Below are 18,310 nucleotides of genomic sequence, written 5' to 3'. Positions count from 1 at the left end.
GTAAAAAACCTCCTGAACTTTCGGGAGGTTTTTTTATTTTTGACGAATGAACATAGAACAGTTTTATCCTTTATTTTTACAAGCTGAAAAAGTAACAATTGATAGTAGAAAAATTAATCTCAATGATATTTTCTTTGCCTTTTCCGGAGCTAATTTCAATGCAGCTACTTTAGCAGAAAAAGCGATCAGTGATGGTGCTTTGGCAGTAATTGTTGAAGATGACACTTTTGAAAATAAAGATCAAAATGTATTCTATGTTCCGTCAACTTTAGAGTTTCTGCAGAATCTTGCGATTCACCACAGAAATCAACTTAAGCTCCCGATTATAGGTCTTACAGGAAGTAATGGCAAAACGACAACGAAAGAACTGATTCATGCGGTATTGTCTCAAAAATATAATGTTCAGTACACGTATGGTAATTTAAATAACCATATTGGGGTTCCGCTTACCATCTTATCAATAAAGCCAGAACATGAAATGGCGGTTATCGAAATGGGCGCCAATCATCAGAGAGAAATTGAGTTGCTTTGTACTTTAGCTAAACCCAACTTAGGTTATATAACCAACTTCGGAAAAGCTCATTTAGAAGGTTTCGGTGGTTTTGAAGGGGTGATCAAAGGTAAATCTGAATTGTATAATTACCTCAAAAACAATCGCCAGACAATTTTGATTAATGAAAATGATCAGATTCAGGTGGAAAAAACGACTGATTATAATTCTAAAATTACTTTCGGAAAACGTACATCAGATTATTTTTTTGAAATTTTTTCAGATGAACATTTTGTAGGGCTAGATTATAAAAATATGAAAGCATTATCTCAGCTTACAGGAGATTATAATTTTACGAATCTTTGTGCTGCCGCGAGCCTCGGACTTCATTTCGATGTAGATTTTAATCAAATAAAAGAAGCAATACAAAATTATACGCCCACTAATATGCGTTCGCAGATTGTAAAAAAAGAAGGTAGAACTTTAGTTTTGGATACCTACAATGCAAACCCAAGTTCGATGACGGCTTCTCTGTATAATTTTATTACATTTGAAGGAACGAAAACTATTGTTATCGGTGATATGCTGGAGTTGGGGGACGACAGTGTTGCGGAACATCAGAACATTCTGAAAACTGCCCACGATTTAGGTTTTAATGAAATTATTACCGTGGGAAAACACTTTAAGACAGTAAATGATTCATCAAAATCCTTTGAAAATACTGCTGAGTTGATCCAATACCTTAGTTCAAACAAAATTCAGTCAGAAAATGTTTTGTTGAAGGCTTCAAGAGGAATTTCTCTAGAAAAAGCAATTGATTTTATTTAGATTTCGTCTCCCAAAATTCTTTGATAATCAGTTTGATGTTTTTAAAAGTACTCGGAAAAACTTCACTTTCGATTTGCGCGGTATTTTTCCATGCGACCTCTGTGATACCTTCTTCCAGTTGTGGTCTGGAGGTATCTTCACCATCAAAATTCATTTCAAACCAATGCGTGTATTTCAGCACCTTATCACCATTTCTTTCGACGTAAATGTGGTAAGTCGTATTGATGAAATCTAAAAGTTCAACATTTCTTAAGTTTGTTTCCTCTTCGATTTCTCTTACGGCAGATTCCTCGCGAGATTCACCCTTTTCCATTTTACCCTTCGGCAAATCCCATTTTCCTAGTCTTTTAATGAAAAGAATATCTCCGTCGGGTCTGTTGACGATACCACCTGCTGCTTCAATAATTCTGAAAAGTTTTTTAAATTCTTCCCAAATCTCATCAATCTCTTCTCCGTAAACATTCAGCTCTTTTACCGAAGTGTTTTGAAGGAGATCAAGTGCAATCTCTAAAGTTGTGAAACTGTCATATTTCAGAGTTTTTTCTAAGGCTTCAGACTGCTTAGACAGTAATAATTTTTTTTCGTTCACAAAAACTTTATACATTTGTAAGAATTTAATACAAAAATAAAAAAATGAATTTAGAAGGACGAAAAATTGTTGTCAATAAATCATCTAAAGAGTTATCTGAGTTGTTAAAAAAACCTGAAAACTACAAAGATTTTATGCCAGACGGTCTTCAGAAGTTTGAAAGCAGAGAAGATGGGTTCAAATTCGGACTTCAGGGTATGCCCGAAATCGCCTTAAAGATCGATGAAGTAACCGAAGAAAAAGCAGTTTTGACATCTGCAAGCTCGAGTTTAGATTTCGCTCTTACCGCAACGATGAAGCCTCTTAGCGAGAATCAGACAGAAGTTCAGATGCTTTTTGAAGGAAAATTTAATCCTTTTATCAAAATGATGGTTGAAAAACCGCTTCAGAATTTCATCAATACTTTGACCGATAAGATTGAAGCTTATAAATAAGATCAAACCTTCAGAAATGAAGGTTTTTTTATGCAATAATTCCTGAGCTGTGGTCATGGCTGCTTCCGGTGGCGGAAGAGAGAACATTAATTTCACCAGTGATTTTTAGAACGCCCATAAAAGCAAAAATTAAAGCTTCTTTAAAATCGATTATTTCCTTTTCAGGAATAATGATTTCTGATTTTGTTTTTTCCTTTATTTTTTCAATCAAATAAGAATTATAAGTTCCACCACCGGTAAAAAGTATTTTTTTTAATTGATGTACGTTAAAAACTTTTGATATCTGTTCAGCTGCATGCTCGGTAAATGTTGCTAAAATATCTTTTGCATCAAAACTTCTAAATAAAGGAAATATATTTTCGTTGCACCATTCAATTCCCAAGGATTTCGGATGAGATTGACTGTAAAATTCTAGTAAATTTAGTTTTTGCAATAATTCCCCATTCAATTTTCCTTGTCTGGCTAAATCTCCGTTTCTGTCAAAATCTTGATTGAAGTTTTGGGCTAATTTATTTAATATGATATTCACCGGAGCAATATCAAAAGCGATTCTTCTGTCTTTTAATTTTAATGAAATATTAGAAAATCCTCCGAGATTCAAACATGCATCGTATTCTGAAAACAGAAATTCATCCCCAACCGGAACCAGTGGAGCACCGTTTCCTCCCAGTAAGACGTCTTGTGAACGAAAATCATAAACCACAGGTAAACGAGTTTCAATTTTGATGGCTCTACCGTCACCAATTTGTAAGCTGAATTTTTTTTGAGGCTGATGGAAAACAGTATGACCGTGCGATGCGATGACATCAATGTTTTCAATATTATTTTTTTGAATGAAATTTTTAACAGATTTTCCTAAGTAGAATCCATATTCAGAATGAAGCTCGAGAAGTTCTTGGGCAGATAAATGAATGGAATTTCGTAGCCGATCTTCAAGATCTTTAAAATAAGGAATTGTTTCGGCTTTTAAAATTTCAAATTTCCAGGCTGCTTGTTGTTTTTCAAACTTTGCAAAACAGATATCCAAACCGTCTAGGCTGGTTCCGGACATCAACCCGATTGCTTGAAAACTCATTATCATAGTTATTTTTTAGACTCTGCGATTTTGGTCTTGCTGATATCAAGATCCCCGGAATTGTTGTAAAAAGTATATTCTGAGAAATCATCTTTTGCTGTCATTCCGTTGGCACCAACCAAAACAGATCCGTCTGCAGTCGTTGTATAGACAGTATCTCTTGTATAAATTCTGTTCTTTTTTTGATCCCAGTAAACGCTCTGAGTAGCAAATCGCTGTCCATCGCTTGTGAGTATCCTTACATCTCCTTTTGCTTCGTAGAACTGCTTATATTCATATATTTTTGCATATTTTGCAGTAATATTTCCGGGCTTTTTAGGATTTTTTTTATCGAAAAATTCTATTTTCATGCCTCTTCTTGCAATCGTGTATGGGCTATCGATCAGTTGATATTGTTCAATAATTGGAGCCGTCGCTTTCATTGTTACAAAACCTGAGTCTCGTCTGATGATTTTCGCATTATTGATAATTTGTGAAGGGAAATTTTTACTTCGATTTCCGTTTTGTTTCGTAAGATCTTCTTCACAGGATGTAAACACAAAAAATATAGCACAACTAAAAAGGTATGCTATATTTTTATATGATATGTTTGAAATCAAATTCATTAGTTATAAAGCGATTTTCTAAACCACTTATCCGCAAAATTGAATCCTACTCTTAGATTTACAAAATTTTGATTAATCAGATTATCTTTGAGGGTTCCTCTTTTTCCAAGTTCAACGCCAATTTCAAGACCGCTCATTCTTGTAATGCTGCTGGTTTTAAATGGAAGTAAAACCCCTGCAGAAACCCCAAATTTATTGATGTTGTTTCCTGCAATTTCGAGATTTCCTTTTTCATAGAAAGCACCGTAACGGTATACTACCCGCGAAAAATAACTTCTGAAATTATTGTAATTAGGAAGATACCAACCTCCGGCAGAAACTCTGTAAGAGTCTTTAAAATCGAAAGTATTCCCGAAGTAGCTTATTGTTTCTCCTTTTTTATAATCGAGCTGAGCAGATAAAAACCATTGATTTTCGCTACCATAACCTACTCCTAAAGATGCCTGCAACGGTAATAGATTTTTTGAGCTCGTACTTTTTGATTCGATAATGCTTTGCCCGGCTTTTACGTCTCCTTCGGTGTAATAATAAGTGCTGTTCACATATTCAGAAACCATATTGCTTGTATTACCAAAAGTCGCCGTGGCACCTAATGTAAATTTTTTATCTGTACTGGTATTCAGTTTTTGATAGCTGGTTCCTAAAGTGAAATTTAAATTCTTAATCTTGTTTTTAGTTTCGTATCCGTTGATTAATTCTGAGGTAGAAGTTGTAAATTCATTGGTATCGTACAAATTTCCAAAATATAAATTGGCACGTACACCCACAGCAAATTCTGAATTTATTTTATAGGATAATGCTGCTTGCGCAGTATTTAGAGTTCCGCTCCCTGTGAAACGATTTCCGTAAATACTTTCTTGACCCGTTTTTGGATCTCTTACCGTTCTAGTGTTAACAATATCGTAGCTCTTTGAACTGTACGGCTGATACAAAAGTCCCATTTTTATTTTCGAGTTAATAGGAAAAGCCAATGAGATATTAGATAAATACGTAGAATGTTTGGTAGACTTTGTATTATTATAGTCGGTTTTGAAGTAATTGTTTTCGTTTGTAGCTTCAAGCTTGATGCTCGTTAAGTCAAAATTGCTGTTATTAGCAGGGTTTCCGAAGTTGAAGTTACTGCTAAAGTCACTTATGTAAGCGGTAGAAATACCTCCCATTGAGGTATTTTCAATCGTATTATCATATTTTACATCCCCAATTCCGTAAGTTGCATAGGGTGAATTGCTCAAACTCTGCGCGTTAAGGAAATACCCAACCGAAATGAATGATAGTACAAAAATTTTTTTCATTCTAGATTTTTAAAATAATGCGCAAATATCTTAAATATTAATGAATTGTAAAAATTTACTGAGGTTAAAGTTTGTTAAGGGGTTTTTACGGTGAATTATCAATCGTGAATTAGCTTTGCTATCAATTAAATTTACAATTCACCTGCGAAGAAAAATTGACAATTCTCCAATTCACATTTTAGCAAAATTCTTTTATCTTTGAAACATGAATTGGGAAAACATCGCCGGACAAGAAAATCTAAAAAAACTTCTTCAGGATAGTATCTCCGAAAACAGAGTGAGCCACGCCCAGCTTTTCATCGGAAAAGAAGGTTACGGTACGATGCCATTGGTTTTAGCGTACGCGAAAGAAATTTTAAAAGGTGAAAACGAACATGCGGCTTCAAAAGTTCAGCACTTGAATCATTTAGATCTTCATTTTTCTTTTCCTGTCTTTACCGACAACAAAAATTCTCTAAGTAAAAATAAATTTGAACAGTTCCGGGAAATGATGCTGGAGTCTCCGTATGCAAGTTACGACGACTGGACAGCTTTTCTGGATTCTGAAAACAAGCAGCTGTTTATTTCAGCGGATGAAATTGATGATCAGAATCAAAAATTTGCCCTTAAAAGTTTTGAAGGCGGTACCAAAATTCTCATTGTCTGGCGGGCTGATAAAATGAATGTTGCGGCATCCAATAAATTTCTTAAGTTTCTTGAAGAGCCACCTGCAAAAACCATCATTCTTTTAACGGCAGAAAGTGGAGACGACATTCTTCCGACCATTATTTCCAGAACACAGATTATTGAAGTACCGAGAATTGCTGATGAAGATTTAAAAAATCATTTGATGACTCAATTTGCAGCATCAGAAGATCAGGCAAATTTGGCGGCACACGAAGCGCAAGGAAATTTGAATGAAGCAATAAAGCTTCTTAATGCCGAAATCAAAAATCCTGAGTTTGAAAGACTTTTTGTACAATGGGTTCGTGATGCATTTCAGGTAAAAAAGAAACCCGAATTTCTTAAAAATATCATTCTCTGGGCCAGAGAAATTGCAGGCTGGAACCGTGAAAAACAAAAGAATTTTCTCAATTATTCTTCAGAAATTTTCAGATTAGCATTGTTGCAAAATTACCAGTCTGAAGAACTGGTGTATAAAAAGATAGATGCCAATGGATTCAACTGGGTAGGATTTTCTAAATTTATCAGCGGTGCCAATATTGTCAGCATTTTAGATGAAATCAACACAGCAGATCATCATTTAACCAGAAACGGAAATCCTAAGATTGTCTGGACAGATTTGGGAATTAAGCTTTCGAGATATATTCATAAATCAACATAAAAAAGCTCCGATTGGTCTGTCATAGTTTTTGATTATAGTTTAAATTATCATTTAGATTTATTTGTTTCCATAGAAATTTCGATGATATTAAGCTTTAATTGCATTTCTACAGAATGGAAAAAAAGGATTATCTTTTCTTCCAGGTCTTATCAACTTTCTGATCTCGTCCGGTGTTATCTTTTTTATCACAGTCTTTGTGATATTCCTGATTTGCTTTTTTGTCTGCTGTAGAGCATTCTTTTTTATCTTTTCCAGAACAGCCGCCGCCTTTTGGAGTTTCTTGCGCAAAATTTTAAAAAAACTATACCAATCGCTAAGATTGAAATAATTTTTTATGTTTTTGTATTTATAGAAATCAAATTTAAATAATTTCAGCTGGTTACATCCACAAAGGGAGAAAATAAATCAAAAAATCAATCAATCGTTTGATTTTATTAAAAACTTGTGTATATTTGCACCTTGAAAAATGAACATATGATTTCTAAAGAAGAAAATATATTATTTGCTGCTGAAAAACTTTTTGCCGAAAAAGGATTTCCCGGAACTTCTACAAGAGAAATTTCGAAAGCTGCAAATGTGAATATTTCTATGATTTCTTATTATTTCGGTTCTAAAGAAAAATTGTACGAGAAGCTCGTTGAATACAGAATGAATGAAGGACAGTCTTTTTCTAAGGATTTGGTAGAGAGAACAGACCTGAACGAATGGGAAAAAATAGAAAAAATAGTTGATCAGTTTGCAGGAAGAGTAAGACATAACAAATGTTTCTACAGAATTATGCAACGAGAGCAGCTATACACAGAGAATCCGCAGATTGTTGAGTTTCTGAAGCAAACAAAAATGAGTTTTATTACCATGTATTCTAAAATTCTAGAAAGCGGTCTTGAGAAAGGAATTTTTACTAAAAACCCACCCATATATTTATTGCATTCTACAGTAAGCGGAACGTTGTTCTATGCATCAAATGCCACAGGAATGTATAAAGAATTTTTGAAAAATAATGAAGATGAGAATGTTTTTGAAGAACGCTACTTCACCGAACTTATACAACATATCAAGCATATATTAAAAGACCTTTTAGGTTATGAAGAGAATAAATAAATCAGTTATTGCAATTTCTTTCTTTATAGGAATTGCAAATGCCAATGCTCAGGAAAAAAAACAAATCACCCTCGATGAGGCGGTTCAGTTGGGAATCGAGAACAGCAAAAGTTTAAAAATAGATGCCGCCAAAATAGAAGAGGCAACTGCTGATCTTCTGGCAGCGAAAAACAGGCAGCTTCCGGATCTTAGCGTTTCTGCAAGTTATCTGTATCTCCCGTTAAAACCTACAATAGATCTGAAAATTCCGGGCGTGTCTGCGGCGGGAGGCCCGGAAGTGCATCAGGTGGCTTATGGTTCTGCTAATCTTACTGTTCCTATTTACAGCGGTGGAAGAATAAAATACGGAATTCAGTCTGCAAAATATTTGGTTGAAGCTTCAAAATTAAGCAGTGAAAATGACAAGGTAGCAATTGCTTACAATGTAGCTCAGGCTTACAATAATCTGTTTAAAGCCAATCAGTCGATTAAAGTTTTGCAAGAAAATCTTTCCGCTTCAGCAAAAAGAGATGAAACTTTTCTTAAGCTTGAAAATAACGGTGTAATTGCAAGAAACGACCGTTTAAAAGCCAATCTCCAGACTTCAAATATTGAACTGCAGTTATTGGAAGCTCAAAATAATTACAGCATTGCCAATATCAATATGGATTTACTTTTAGGCCTTCCTGAAACCACTGAAATCGAAGTGGATCAGAATTATATTGATGAAGCTTCAGACTTAAAACCGGTCAGCTTTTATGTCAACGAAGCGTATGAAAACCGTAATGATTTAAAGTCTTTGGATCAGCAGAGAAAAGCAGCGGAGCTGGGAACAAGATCAGCAAAAGCAGAAAATTTACCTTCAATTGCATTTACGGGAGGGTATGTGGCAGCAGATATTCCAAAATTTTTAACCATATACAACGCGGTAAATGTCGGAGTTGGGATTTCTTACAATTTATCAAATCTCTGGAAAGAAAATTCAGCTTTAAAGCAATCAAAAGCTAGAGAAATGCAGTTATCTGCAACCAACGAGCTTTTGAATGACAATATTAAACTAGAGGTCAACAGAGAATATCAGAACTCAGATTATTCTAAAAAGAGAATTGCCGTTTTCGAAAAAGCAGCAGTGCAGGCTAACGAAAATTATAGAATTACCAAAAATAAATATGACAATGGTCTCGCAACCATGACAGAGCTTTTAGACGCGGATGCTGCACAAATTGCAGCCAACGTAGGAGTTATTAATGCAAAAGCTGATGCAGTGCTTGCTTACAGAAAACTATTACAAACCACAGGAACTTTAACAATTAAATAAAACAGAATATATCCAAAATGGAAAATAACAATACACCAGCAGCCGAACCTAAAAAGAAAAAAAGTTTAGTTTTCCCTATCATTTTATCAGTCATTATTATTGTAGGAGGGATTTACGGATACAAAACCTATTCTTACGGGCAGATTCATGAAGAAACCGATGATGCACAGATCGCATCGAATATGAATCCTGTGATATCTAAAATTTCAGGCTATGTTGCAGAGATCAAAGTAAAAGATAATCAATTTGTAAAAAAAGGAGATACTTTAGTCATTTTAGACAGTAAAGATCAGAGAATGGCATTGGAACAGGCTCAGGCGGCTTTATCAACTGCAAAAAGCAATATCTCATCTGCGCAGTCTTCTACTAACGCAACTTCAAAGAATATTAGCAGTTCGCAGGCTGCAGTAGCAACTGCAAATGCACAGATCGAGGCGGCAAAAGTCAATGTCTGGAAGACTTCTCAGGATTTAAAAAGATATTCTGTGCTTGTAAAGGATCATTCAATTACAGAACAGCAATACGAACAGGCTTTGGCAGCAAAACAGTCTGCAGATAAGCAACTGCAGGTTTTGGTTGATACGAGAAATCAGATTGCGCAGCAAACAAGTATTGCTTCTTCTCAAACTGACGCAAGCTCTCAGCAGATCGGTGTTGCAGGATCGGTTGCAAAACAGAGACAGGTGGATGTTGAGAGCGCAAGACTCAATCTTTCTTATACAGTAATTACAGCTCCGGAAGACGGTTTTGTAGGAAAAATTCCGATTCAGGCGGGACAGTTTTTACAGGCAGGTTCTCAGTTGTTCAGCTTGGTTAAAAATGATCAGAAATGGGTAATTGCCAATTTTAAAGAAACTCAGGTAGCTAAAATGGTTGAGGGACAAAAAGTAAAAATAGAGATCGATGCTTTCCCTGATACAGATTTTGAAGGGGTTGTAAGCTCATTTTCTCCGGCAACAGGTTCTACATTTTCTATTCTGCCCCCGGATAACGCTAGCGGAAACTTCGTAAAAGTAGTACAGAGACTTCCGGTAAAAATCGATTTTGTAAAGCTTGATCCTAGTATTGCAAAAAAATTAAGAACCGGAATGAATGTAAAAGCAGAGGTTTCTTTAATGTAGATTAAATAGTTAAAAGATTCAAACATTTAAAAGATTGCACCGAGATGATAAACATTAATTATTATGCGGGCAGATAATCTTTAATCCTTTAATTTTTTAATCTTTAAATAAATTAAAATGCAAGATTCATTAGTAGAATATGGGGCCCGAAGAGTGATTATCACGATCACAGCGATTCTTTGTGCTCTGCTTGAAATTGTGGATTCCACGATTGTAAACGTTGCCCTCAACGAGATGAAAGGGAATCTGGGAGCTACACTTTCTGAAGTAGGGTGGGTCATTACGGCGTATGCCATTGGTAATGTTATCATTGTACCGATGACCAGCTGGCTTTCTCAGCAATTCGGGCGAAGAAATTACTTCGCAGCTTCGATTATTATTTTTACCGTTTTCTCATTTCTCTGCGGAAATGCCGATAATATTTGGGAACTAGTGTTTTTCAGGCTCTGTCAGGGAATTGGCGGTGGCGCATTATTAGTAACCTCACAAACTATCATTACAGAATCTTATCCTGTTGAAAAACGAAGTATGGCTCAGGCTATTTATGGATTGGGAGTTATCATAGGTCCTACTTTAGGTCCGCCTTTGGGAGGATATATTGTAGATAATTTCAGTTGGCCATACATTTTTTATATCAATATCCCACTTGGAATTGCAGCTACGTTGATGACATTACAGTTTGTCAAAAGCCCGAAATTTTCTGAAAAACGCAAAGCTTCAGATGTTGATTGGCTAGGAATTATGCTTTTGGCATTAACGGTAGGTTCTTTACAGTTTATTTTAGAAAGAGGTCACGAAGAAGACTGGTTTGAAAGCGGAATGATCGTCACCTTTACCACAACAGCCGTTTTAGGATTTATCTTATTCCTGTGGCGTGAACTGACCTGTAAATATCCCATCGTAGAGCTGCGGGTTCTGAAAAACGGAAACCTAAGAATAGGAACGGTGATGTCTTTTGTTTTAGGATTTGGCTTGTATGGCTCTACATTTATTGTTCCGCTCTATACTCAAAGTGTTTTGGGATGGACGGCGCTTCAGTCCGGAGCCTTAATGATTCCTGCAGCATTAACGACCGCGTTCATGATGCCAATCATAGGTAAATTACTGACAAAAGGGGTGAAACAGCAGATTTTAGTTTCTTTAGGATTACTCATTTTCTTTATATATAGTTTTTGGGGATACAAGATTCTTACACCGGATACCAGCAAGCAGGCTTTTTTCTGGATGCTGATTGTACGCGGAATGGGATTGGGATTATTGTTTATCCCGATTACATCTTTATCTTTAAGTACCTTAAAAGGTCAGGAGATTGGTCAGGGAGCAGCATTTACAGGGATGATGAGACAGCTTGGAGGTTCTTTCGGAATTGCAGCGATCACAACATTTATTGCTAATGCCGGTCAGAAATACAGGGTGAATTTAATTTCCCATCTCGACAGCGACAGCTTTGATGTTCAGCAGCGATTGGCAGGTCTGAAAGCGAATTTTATTGCGAAAGGAATGACACCTGATAATGCCATGAATGCAGCATACAAAGTCCTCGATATGACCGTTACCAAACAGGCGACCGTACTTTCTTATATGGATGTTTTTCTCTACCTGGGAGTCGTTTTCTTAATTTGTATTCCGTTTATTTTATTTATTAAAGAGCGGAAAAGCAAAGAAAAAATAGACCTGAGTGAAGCAATGCACTAAAAATATAAACCTCTGAAATTTTTGGAGGTTTTTATTTGCATTAAGGAAAAATATATTTGAATAGCTTTAATTTTCTATGAAAATTTTAAATTCATTTCTGATAAGATGTAACAATTCTTGAAATGAAATTAATTCGTCTACGTCTGGATATTTTTTTAGATATGATTCAGGATTAGAATAATTTATTTCATTTTCTCCGCTACTGTTTTTAATTTTTACGTAAAATGATTCGCCATCAAGAGTAGATATAATAGTGGTTGAAGAATATATTTCACCATCTTCAATCAGATAGTTTTTGTTGATTTTTTTTAATTTATATTGAAAAGTTTCCCATTTTGGAAGATACATAACATTGGTATCTAAAATTTTAGCCCAGATCAATTCAAAATTTTTAAAAGAATTTAATTTTGATTTCCTTGTTCTTATTTTAATGTCATTATTATTTCCGTAAGCAACAGTTTCAAAAAACTCTGCTTTCCAATCTTCTTTTTCATCCTGATAAAATCTAAAAAGCTCTAAGCCTGTTGATGTTTGATATTTTTTATAAACACGAATTTCGTTATTTTTAAATTTAAGATTTTCAATTTTTAAAATTTTATCATATTTTAATGAGTCTTGTCCAAATAAGAAACAAAATTGAAGTAAAAGAGCGAAAAACAAATATAAGCGTGACATAAAAATTAGAATACATTACTTTAAAAGTAAAGATAAGAACTTGTAACCAAAGAAATAACTATATATTTTCAACATTACTGACAATCACTTTTCACAAACTCATCTTATATTTGTAAAAATTAAAATACCTACCTAATGAGTTATTGTTCAGCAATCGAAACCATGCAGCCCGAAAGCCGAAAGGAGCTACACAAAAAATACCACGACAACCATTATGGTTTCCCGATTCATGATGACAATGAACTGTTTGGAAGACTCATTATGGAAATCAATCAGGCAGGCCTAAGCTGGGAAACAATCTTGAAAAAAGAAGAAGGTTTCAGAAAAGCGTATGATCAATTTAATATTGAAAAAGTAGCTGCTTATACCGAAGAAGACCGTGAGAGATTGCTTTCTGATCCAGGAATTATCAGAAATAAACTGAAAGTAAACGCTGCTATCGAAAATGCAAAAACCATTATCGAATTGCAAAAAGAATTCGGTTCGTTTGAAAAATGGCTGGAACATCATCATCCAAAAGATTTACAGGAATGGATGAAAATTTTCAAAAAAACTTTCAAATTTACAGGTGGAGAAATCGTGAATGAGTTTCTGATGAGCATCGGTTTTCTGAAAGGTGCACATGCGGAGGATTGTGTGGTGAATGAAGAGATTTTGAAGTGTGATCCGATGTGGAGAAGAGGCTGATTGTCATTCCGACAAAGGAGGATCTCAAAGTTTATTTTCAATAATAACGATTAGCCTTTTTTATTAATTCATCTGACTTTTCAATCTTTCGATCAGCATAGAAATGATTCTTTTGTTAAAAACTTTACTGTCAGATTGATATACATCCAATTCCTCCAAAGTAAACATCCCTATAGTCATCCCGATGAAAATATTTTTCAAGACCGAGTCTTTCTGCACGCTCTGCTCAATAAACATTTGCTTTTTAAAAGCTGATAACGAGCTAAAATCTGCTTTCTGTCGGAGTGAATAGTTCGTAAACAATGACAAATAAAGATCATTCTGTAATTTTAAAATGGGACGCAGAATTTGGTTTTGAAATATTTCTGCTGGAGTGGTTGTTTCTGAATTAGGTATATTGAGAGATTCTCTGAGGTCTATTTTTGTGGTCATGAAATGTTTGATTAATTTTAATATAACAATAGATAATATTTTTTAATCTTTCGTTAGCAATGTGGCTATAGTTCTATTTGGTATCCAATTTTTTAAATATTCAATTTCTAAATCGCTCTCGCATTCTATTAGAATAGCAACATTTTGTAGATGTGACAATTCAATTTGTATATTTCTGCCAAATCCACGTTCATGACCTTTAATATTTCTAATAACCTCCTTCTCATCATACCGAAAAGAAATTTTATCATTGATATTAATTGTGACAGGTTTATTTTCAGAAATAATTTTGCCAGCTAAAACAATTCCGTGATTGGTAATTTTAAATGTATCATGTATTTCAAATTCTCCAAAAATTTCCATGATGAAATTACCAATTTATTACCAATTTAATTCTTCTCTCCGCTTCTTCTTTTGAAATTCCATTATAAAAATCATGAACAAAAGGATGTTCATGACTTTCATTAGGAAAGATAAATGGTCTTCCTACTTTATTATTAACCTCAACATTGGTCGGAATAGAATCTTCAAAATCATAATCGGGAAAATTATTACAAAGCCATCCGAAATAAACAGTTTCAAAATCTTTATTATCGTAATTTTCAACATATTCATTAAAACTTTTCTCACTCAAAGAAACCCAAACTCCATATTCCAAATCCTGACAGCTTTCATTGACTTCCTGCACAAGAACAACTCGGATAAAGTAACATGTTTCATCTGAGTACCTGATAATACATATGTCTGATGTAATTTCAGAATTTTCCAGTTCTTCATCAGAAAGATTCATATAAGGATGAGGAGAACTGTAAGCTATTGCCGGCCAATCTTCTTTTTCTTCGCCGCAGCATTGGCAGATGTATTTCATAGAGATAAGTAAATTCAAAAATAATAAAAATTGTAAAGTTAAAGTCAAAAACTGCACTTTTATTAACGTACACTCAAACACTTAAACACTCCAACCCAATCACCCCACCGTCTTCGTATCCTCCTCTTTCAAAATCTTTTTCTCCTTCATGGCGACCATCATTCTTTCACATTTGTACTGTGACCAATCAAATTGGTTAAGAAAATCAAGGGCGGCGAGAAATCCGGCGTTGAAAAGCTGTTCTTTTTCTTCCCTTTTCATGAAGAAATTGAGCCAGCTGCTCGTTCCGCAATTGACGGTTTTGATGCTGTAAAGATTGTAGAATGAATATTTGGTCAGGAAAGTTTTGTCGTTGAAACCTTTTAAAGTTCCGATGATATTTCCGGCGTAGGATAGGGGAGTTTTCAGGATTTGTTCACTCGTCTTTCCTTTTTCGCCCAAAATTTCAGAGTCGCTGGTGAGCTGTACACCGAACAAGGGAAGTCTCGGGTAAAAAATATCATTCATGTGAAAAAGATCAATCGGGAAATTGGAAAGCGTACCGCCGTCGATGAAAATTCCGACCGGGTAAATGTCTTCTTTTTGTATATTCATCCAAAATTTCCAGGCGTACTGCACAGATTCGTCATCTTTGTTGATGAGCTTCTGCATAGGCTCAAAAAAGAAAGGTACAGACATCGAAGCCCGCACAAACTCAGCCGGACTGATGTGTTTCAATTCTTCTTCAGACCAATAAAGATTGGCCATCGTCGGAAGTTCGACTTTTATTTTGGCATTGATATCGGCTGTAATGACAATGTATTCTGTCTGAAGCTGATAAAACGGATTGTTTTTGTAATAATCATTGTTTTCGGCACTCTCAAAAAATATACGGTAACGGGTTTCATCGATGTGTTCCAGATTATTCATCTTGATATCTTCAATTCCGTTGAGGGCATTCGTGTAGAACTCCAGACCGTTTCCGTAACGGTAATTGAGATTCATTTTATATTCTTTCTGGATGAATTTCTCATTGAGTTCGGCAACCGTTTTAATGCCAAATCCATTCATCACAGCGGTCATCTGCTTAAGAAAAATAGTTCCGGGATTGAGTCCGCTATTGCTTTTTTTGAAGTCATTGTAAAATTTCCTGACGATAAAAAAAATGATTATTAAAGGAATAATAGGGACAAGAAACCAAAGTTTTGCCTGCCAGGATCTTTCCGTTTCAATTACAAAAGGGATAGCGATTAGAATAATCAGGGTAATTGCTAAAAGAATACTATTGATTTTAATGAAATTTTTATTGTTGAGCATCGCATGAATCGTGCTTCTCACATATGGTTTTCCATCGATGAAATCTGAAAAATCCCAATTGAAAAGGATGTCTTTGATCACTTCACCCTTGGCTTCTTCTTTAGTTTTGCAGGCTGCAATAAGCATGGTGTTGATGGCTCCTGCACTGGTTCCTGCAATTTTCAGAAACCGGATTCCGAAGATTTCGAGCGCGTACATGTAGCCCACCAAAGCACTTCCCCAAACGCCGCCGCCTTCCTGCACAAACTCGATATACTGATTGCCTTCAGCATCGAGAATGTCTGAAAATTCTTTTTTGGAAATATTTTCATGCAGCGCAGAGAGCTTTTCTTTAGATTCCTGAGAAAGTACGTCGTCCCCAAGGATTTTTTGAAGGATTTCGGTTTTCATGATTTTGGTTTGGTGCGTTTAACAAAAAACTTTTTAATTCAACTGAAATTACCACTGTTTTTTCCTCGCATAAATAAATGTACAGATCACAATCACACCCATTAATCCTAACGTGTAAAAATAGCCGTGTTGTGTACGAAGTTCGGGCATATTGTCAAAATTCATCCCGTACAGACCGGCAATAAAGGTGATCGGTAAAAAATACACCGAATAAATCGCCAAAACTTTCATTACCTGATTGGCTTTCTGATCAGATAACGCCAGGAACATCGAAATCAAGTTGGTAATCTGAATATTTAAGTGATCAAAATCTGCAACCACATCTTTTTGCTTGTCTTTTAAATCTACTACTTCAGAATCCTGTAAATTCAATAATTTAAACTTATCAATGGCGTCATTTGAGATCGTCAACACTCTCGAGTTGAGTCCGGATTTTCGTTTTAATTTATACAATCTTCGGATCTGATTGGTGTGATTGGTATTTTTAAGGAAAATTTCGTTTTCGATATTGTCCATTGTTTCAAACAGGCTAATCGCCTCATCATCAAAAGTTTTCATAATCACCAAAGAAATCATCAGTGCTATTTTATGAGAATGTATGTTTTCTGAATTTGAGGTAATGTCTTTTTTGGTTTCGGTGATACTTTTTGCCTTCATCCGGTGTATCGTTATAATCGTTTTATCCAGAAGGAAGATTCCGATTTTGGTGCTGATATCACTGATGGTGTTGAGGTTTTTACGCTCAAGCTCAGTACTTTCGCGGAGAAGAAAGAATTTTATATTTCCGTCTTCCTCATATTTCGGCAGGTGATTAGGGTCTAAAGTGTCTTCCAAAAGAAGATTGTTGATCTCATATCTCTCGTGAAGATATTTCATATCTTCGTCCGTAGGTGCTTCCACGTCTATCCATTCGCATCCCGGATCTCTGTAAATTGTGTTGATAGGCATCCCGTAAAAATACTATTTATTTAAAAAAACGATGTGTAAGATAAAGTTTTATCTTTACCAAAATTAAACAAACTATATGATTAAAAGTACAATAAAAGGGATAGGTTTTCATGTTCCGGATCATGTTGTCACCAATGATGATTTAGCAAAATTAATGACCACCAATGATGAATGGATTACGGAGCGAACAGGCATCAAAGAACGCAGACACAGAGCCAACAGAAATGATTCTCAGGAAACGACAGCTTATTTAGGTTTTAAAGCTTCGGAAAAAGCAATTCAGCACGCTGGTTTAACCGTAAAAGATATTGACTATATTATTTTTGCTACGCTTTCACCGGATTATTATTTTCCGGGATGTGGTGTTTTGCTTCAGGATATGCTGGGCTGCGATACAATCGGAGCTTTGGATGTGAGAAATCAGTGTTCGGGATTTGTTTATGCGATGAGTGTTGCCAATGCTTTTATTAAGTCGGGAACGTATAAAAATATTTTAGTTGTAGGAGCAGAAGTTCATTCTTTCGGACTCGATTTTTCGGATGAAGGAAGAGGTGTTTCGGTAATTTTCGGAGATGGGGCAGGAGCAATCGTGCTTTCTGCAACCGAAGATGGAAACGCGGGCGATATTTTAGCGATGAATATGCATTCTGAAGGAAAATATGCAGACGAATTGTGCACACAATTCCCGGGATCGAAGTACGGATGGAGCGATAGGATGAGAAAAGAGCCCGAAAATGTAACCGATAAAGAAGTGTACCCGATTATGAATGGAAATTTTGTTTTTAAACATGCAGTGACAAGATTTCCTGAAACGATGAAAGAAGCGTTAGATAAAGCAGGAAAAACGGTTGATGATTTGGATATGTTTATTCCTCATCAGGCGAATTTAAGAATTGCCCAGTTTGTACAGCAGAAATTTGGCTTACCTGATGAAAAAGTTCACAACAACATCCAGAAATACGGCAATACAACGGCTGCTTCTATTCCAATTGCTTTAAGCGAGGCGATTGAGCTTGGAAAAGTCAAAAGGGGTGATCTGGTTCTTCTTTCGGCTTTCGGAAGCGGCTTTACATGGGGAAGTATTTTATTTGAATATTAAATTCTCGAAGTCAAATAATAACGAAAGAAAGGCGGCCGCTGAAAATTATTTTCAGCGGCCGCCT

19 protein-coding genes are annotated in these 18,310 nt (G+C 35.4%); 9 read left to right on the top strand and 10 right to left on the bottom strand.

Going from position 1 to position 18,310, the window contains the following annotated elements:
* Positions 1-46 precede the first annotated feature (46 nt).
* The gene (locus tag K0U91_RS01505; RefSeq protein WP_220180152.1) at positions 47-1,318 is read left to right on the top strand and encodes a UDP-N-acetylmuramoyl-tripeptide--D-alanyl-D-alanine ligase; all 1,272 of its coding nucleotides are present in this window, start codon (positions 47-49) and stop codon (positions 1,316-1,318) included.
* On the opposite strand, the gene K0U91_RS01500 is transcribed toward K0U91_RS01505, so the two are convergent.
* Positions 1,311-1,922, bottom strand: coding sequence for an NUDIX hydrolase (locus K0U91_RS01500; RefSeq protein WP_219971035.1), 612 nt, complete (start codon positions 1,920-1,922; stop codon positions 1,311-1,313). The genes K0U91_RS01505 and K0U91_RS01500 overlap by 8 nt on opposite strands.
* Before the next feature lie 29 nt (positions 1,923-1,951).
* On the opposite strand from K0U91_RS01500, the gene K0U91_RS01495 reads away from it, so the two are divergent.
* The gene (locus tag K0U91_RS01495) at positions 1,952-2,341 is read left to right on the top strand and encodes an SRPBCC family protein (protein ID WP_219971033.1); all 390 of its coding nucleotides are present in this window, start codon (positions 1,952-1,954) and stop codon (positions 2,339-2,341) included.
* 28 nt (positions 2,342-2,369) lie between these two features.
* On the opposite strand, the gene K0U91_RS01490 is transcribed toward K0U91_RS01495, so the two are convergent.
* From K0U91_RS01490 to K0U91_RS01480, 3 genes are read right to left on the bottom strand one after another with little or no spacing between them, the layout of a single operon-like run.
* A complete protein-coding gene (locus tag K0U91_RS01490) occupies positions 2,370-3,416 on the bottom strand; it encodes an anhydro-N-acetylmuramic acid kinase (RefSeq protein WP_219971032.1) in 1,047 nt (348 codons plus the stop codon).
* A gap of 8 nt (positions 3,417-3,424) precedes the next feature.
* Positions 3,425-4,021, bottom strand: coding sequence for an LPS export ABC transporter periplasmic protein LptC (gene lptC / locus K0U91_RS01485; protein ID WP_220180151.1), 597 nt, complete (start codon positions 4,019-4,021; stop codon positions 3,425-3,427).
* The gene (locus K0U91_RS01480; protein ID WP_220180150.1) at positions 4,021-5,313 is read right to left on the bottom strand and encodes a hypothetical protein; all 1,293 of its coding nucleotides are present in this window, start codon (positions 5,311-5,313) and stop codon (positions 4,021-4,023) included. Before K0U91_RS01480 ends, lptC begins: the two co-directional genes overlap by 1 nt.
* A gap of 205 nt (positions 5,314-5,518) precedes the next feature.
* Here K0U91_RS01480 and K0U91_RS01475 point away from each other — a divergent pair, with 205 nt between their 5' ends.
* The 5 genes from K0U91_RS01475 (at position 5,519) to K0U91_RS01455 (ending at position 11,851) form a co-directional block, all read left to right on the top strand.
* Positions 5,519-6,637 (top strand): DNA polymerase III subunit, encoded by a 1,119-nt coding sequence (locus K0U91_RS01475; protein WP_219971029.1) that lies wholly within the window; start codon positions 5,519-5,521, stop codon positions 6,635-6,637.
* Positions 6,638-7,111: 474 nt separating this feature from the next.
* A complete protein-coding gene (locus K0U91_RS01470; protein ID WP_219971028.1) occupies positions 7,112-7,738 on the top strand; it encodes a TetR/AcrR family transcriptional regulator in 627 nt (208 codons plus the stop codon).
* Positions 7,722-9,035: a TolC family protein gene (locus K0U91_RS01465; RefSeq protein ID WP_220180149.1), complete on the top strand. Its 1,314-nt coding sequence runs from the start codon at positions 7,722-7,724 to the stop codon at positions 9,033-9,035. The genes K0U91_RS01470 and K0U91_RS01465 overlap by 17 nt, the downstream gene beginning before the upstream one ends.
* A 17-nt stretch (positions 9,036-9,052) precedes the next feature.
* Positions 9,053-10,156 (top strand): HlyD family secretion protein, encoded by a 1,104-nt coding sequence (locus K0U91_RS01460; protein WP_220180148.1) that lies wholly within the window; start codon positions 9,053-9,055, stop codon positions 10,154-10,156.
* A gap of 117 nt (positions 10,157-10,273) precedes the next feature.
* Positions 10,274-11,851 carry a DHA2 family efflux MFS transporter permease subunit gene (locus tag K0U91_RS01455; protein WP_219971025.1) on the top strand — a complete coding sequence of 526 codons (1,578 nt, stop codon included), beginning with the start codon at positions 10,274-10,276 and terminating at the stop codon, positions 11,849-11,851.
* Between the two features lie 66 nt (positions 11,852-11,917).
* Here K0U91_RS01455 and K0U91_RS01450 read toward each other — a convergent pair whose 3' ends face one another.
* Entirely contained in the window at positions 11,918-12,526 is a 609-nt protein-coding gene (locus K0U91_RS01450) for a hypothetical protein (RefSeq protein WP_220180147.1), read from the bottom strand.
* 135 nt (positions 12,527-12,661) lie between these two features.
* Here K0U91_RS01450 and K0U91_RS01445 point away from each other — a divergent pair, with 135 nt between their 5' ends.
* Entirely contained in the window at positions 12,662-13,213 is a 552-nt protein-coding gene (locus tag K0U91_RS01445) for a DNA-3-methyladenine glycosylase I (protein ID WP_220180146.1), read from the top strand.
* Between the two features lie 63 nt (positions 13,214-13,276).
* Here the strand turns inward: K0U91_RS01445 and K0U91_RS01440 are convergent, their stop codons facing one another.
* The 5 genes from K0U91_RS01440 to K0U91_RS01420 all read right to left on the bottom strand — a co-directional run bounded on the left by K0U91_RS01440 (position 13,277) and on the right by K0U91_RS01420 (position 17,147).
* Positions 13,277-13,645: a glyoxalase gene (locus K0U91_RS01440; protein WP_220180145.1), complete on the bottom strand. Its 369-nt coding sequence runs from the start codon at positions 13,643-13,645 to the stop codon at positions 13,277-13,279.
* A 42-nt stretch (positions 13,646-13,687) separates the two neighbouring features.
* A complete protein-coding gene (locus K0U91_RS01435; RefSeq protein WP_220180144.1) occupies positions 13,688-14,008 on the bottom strand; it encodes a hypothetical protein in 321 nt (106 codons plus the stop codon).
* Positions 14,009-14,015: 7 nt separating this feature from the next.
* Entirely contained in the window at positions 14,016-14,513 is a 498-nt protein-coding gene (locus K0U91_RS01430; RefSeq protein ID WP_220180143.1) for a DUF2199 domain-containing protein, read from the bottom strand.
* Between the two features lie 99 nt (positions 14,514-14,612).
* Positions 14,613-16,199, bottom strand: a complete 1,587-nt coding sequence (locus tag K0U91_RS01425) for a patatin-like phospholipase family protein (RefSeq protein ID WP_220180142.1) — start codon at positions 16,197-16,199, stop codon at positions 14,613-14,615.
* A 48-nt stretch (positions 16,200-16,247) separates the two neighbouring features.
* The gene (locus K0U91_RS01420) at positions 16,248-17,147 is read right to left on the bottom strand and encodes a magnesium transporter CorA family protein (protein WP_219971017.1); all 900 of its coding nucleotides are present in this window, start codon (positions 17,145-17,147) and stop codon (positions 16,248-16,250) included.
* A gap of 76 nt (positions 17,148-17,223) precedes the next feature.
* Here K0U91_RS01420 and K0U91_RS01415 point away from each other — a divergent pair, with 76 nt between their 5' ends.
* A complete protein-coding gene (locus K0U91_RS01415) occupies positions 17,224-18,246 on the top strand; it encodes a 3-oxoacyl-ACP synthase III family protein (RefSeq protein ID WP_220180141.1) in 1,023 nt (340 codons plus the stop codon).
* Positions 18,247-18,310 lie beyond the last annotated feature (64 nt).

Origin of the sequence: Chryseobacterium sp. LJ668 (genome assembly GCF_019613955.1) — a bacterium.
Taxonomy (GTDB): Bacteria; Bacteroidota; Bacteroidia; order Flavobacteriales; family Weeksellaceae; genus Chryseobacterium.
This window is presented reverse-complemented; position numbering and strand designations above follow the sequence as displayed.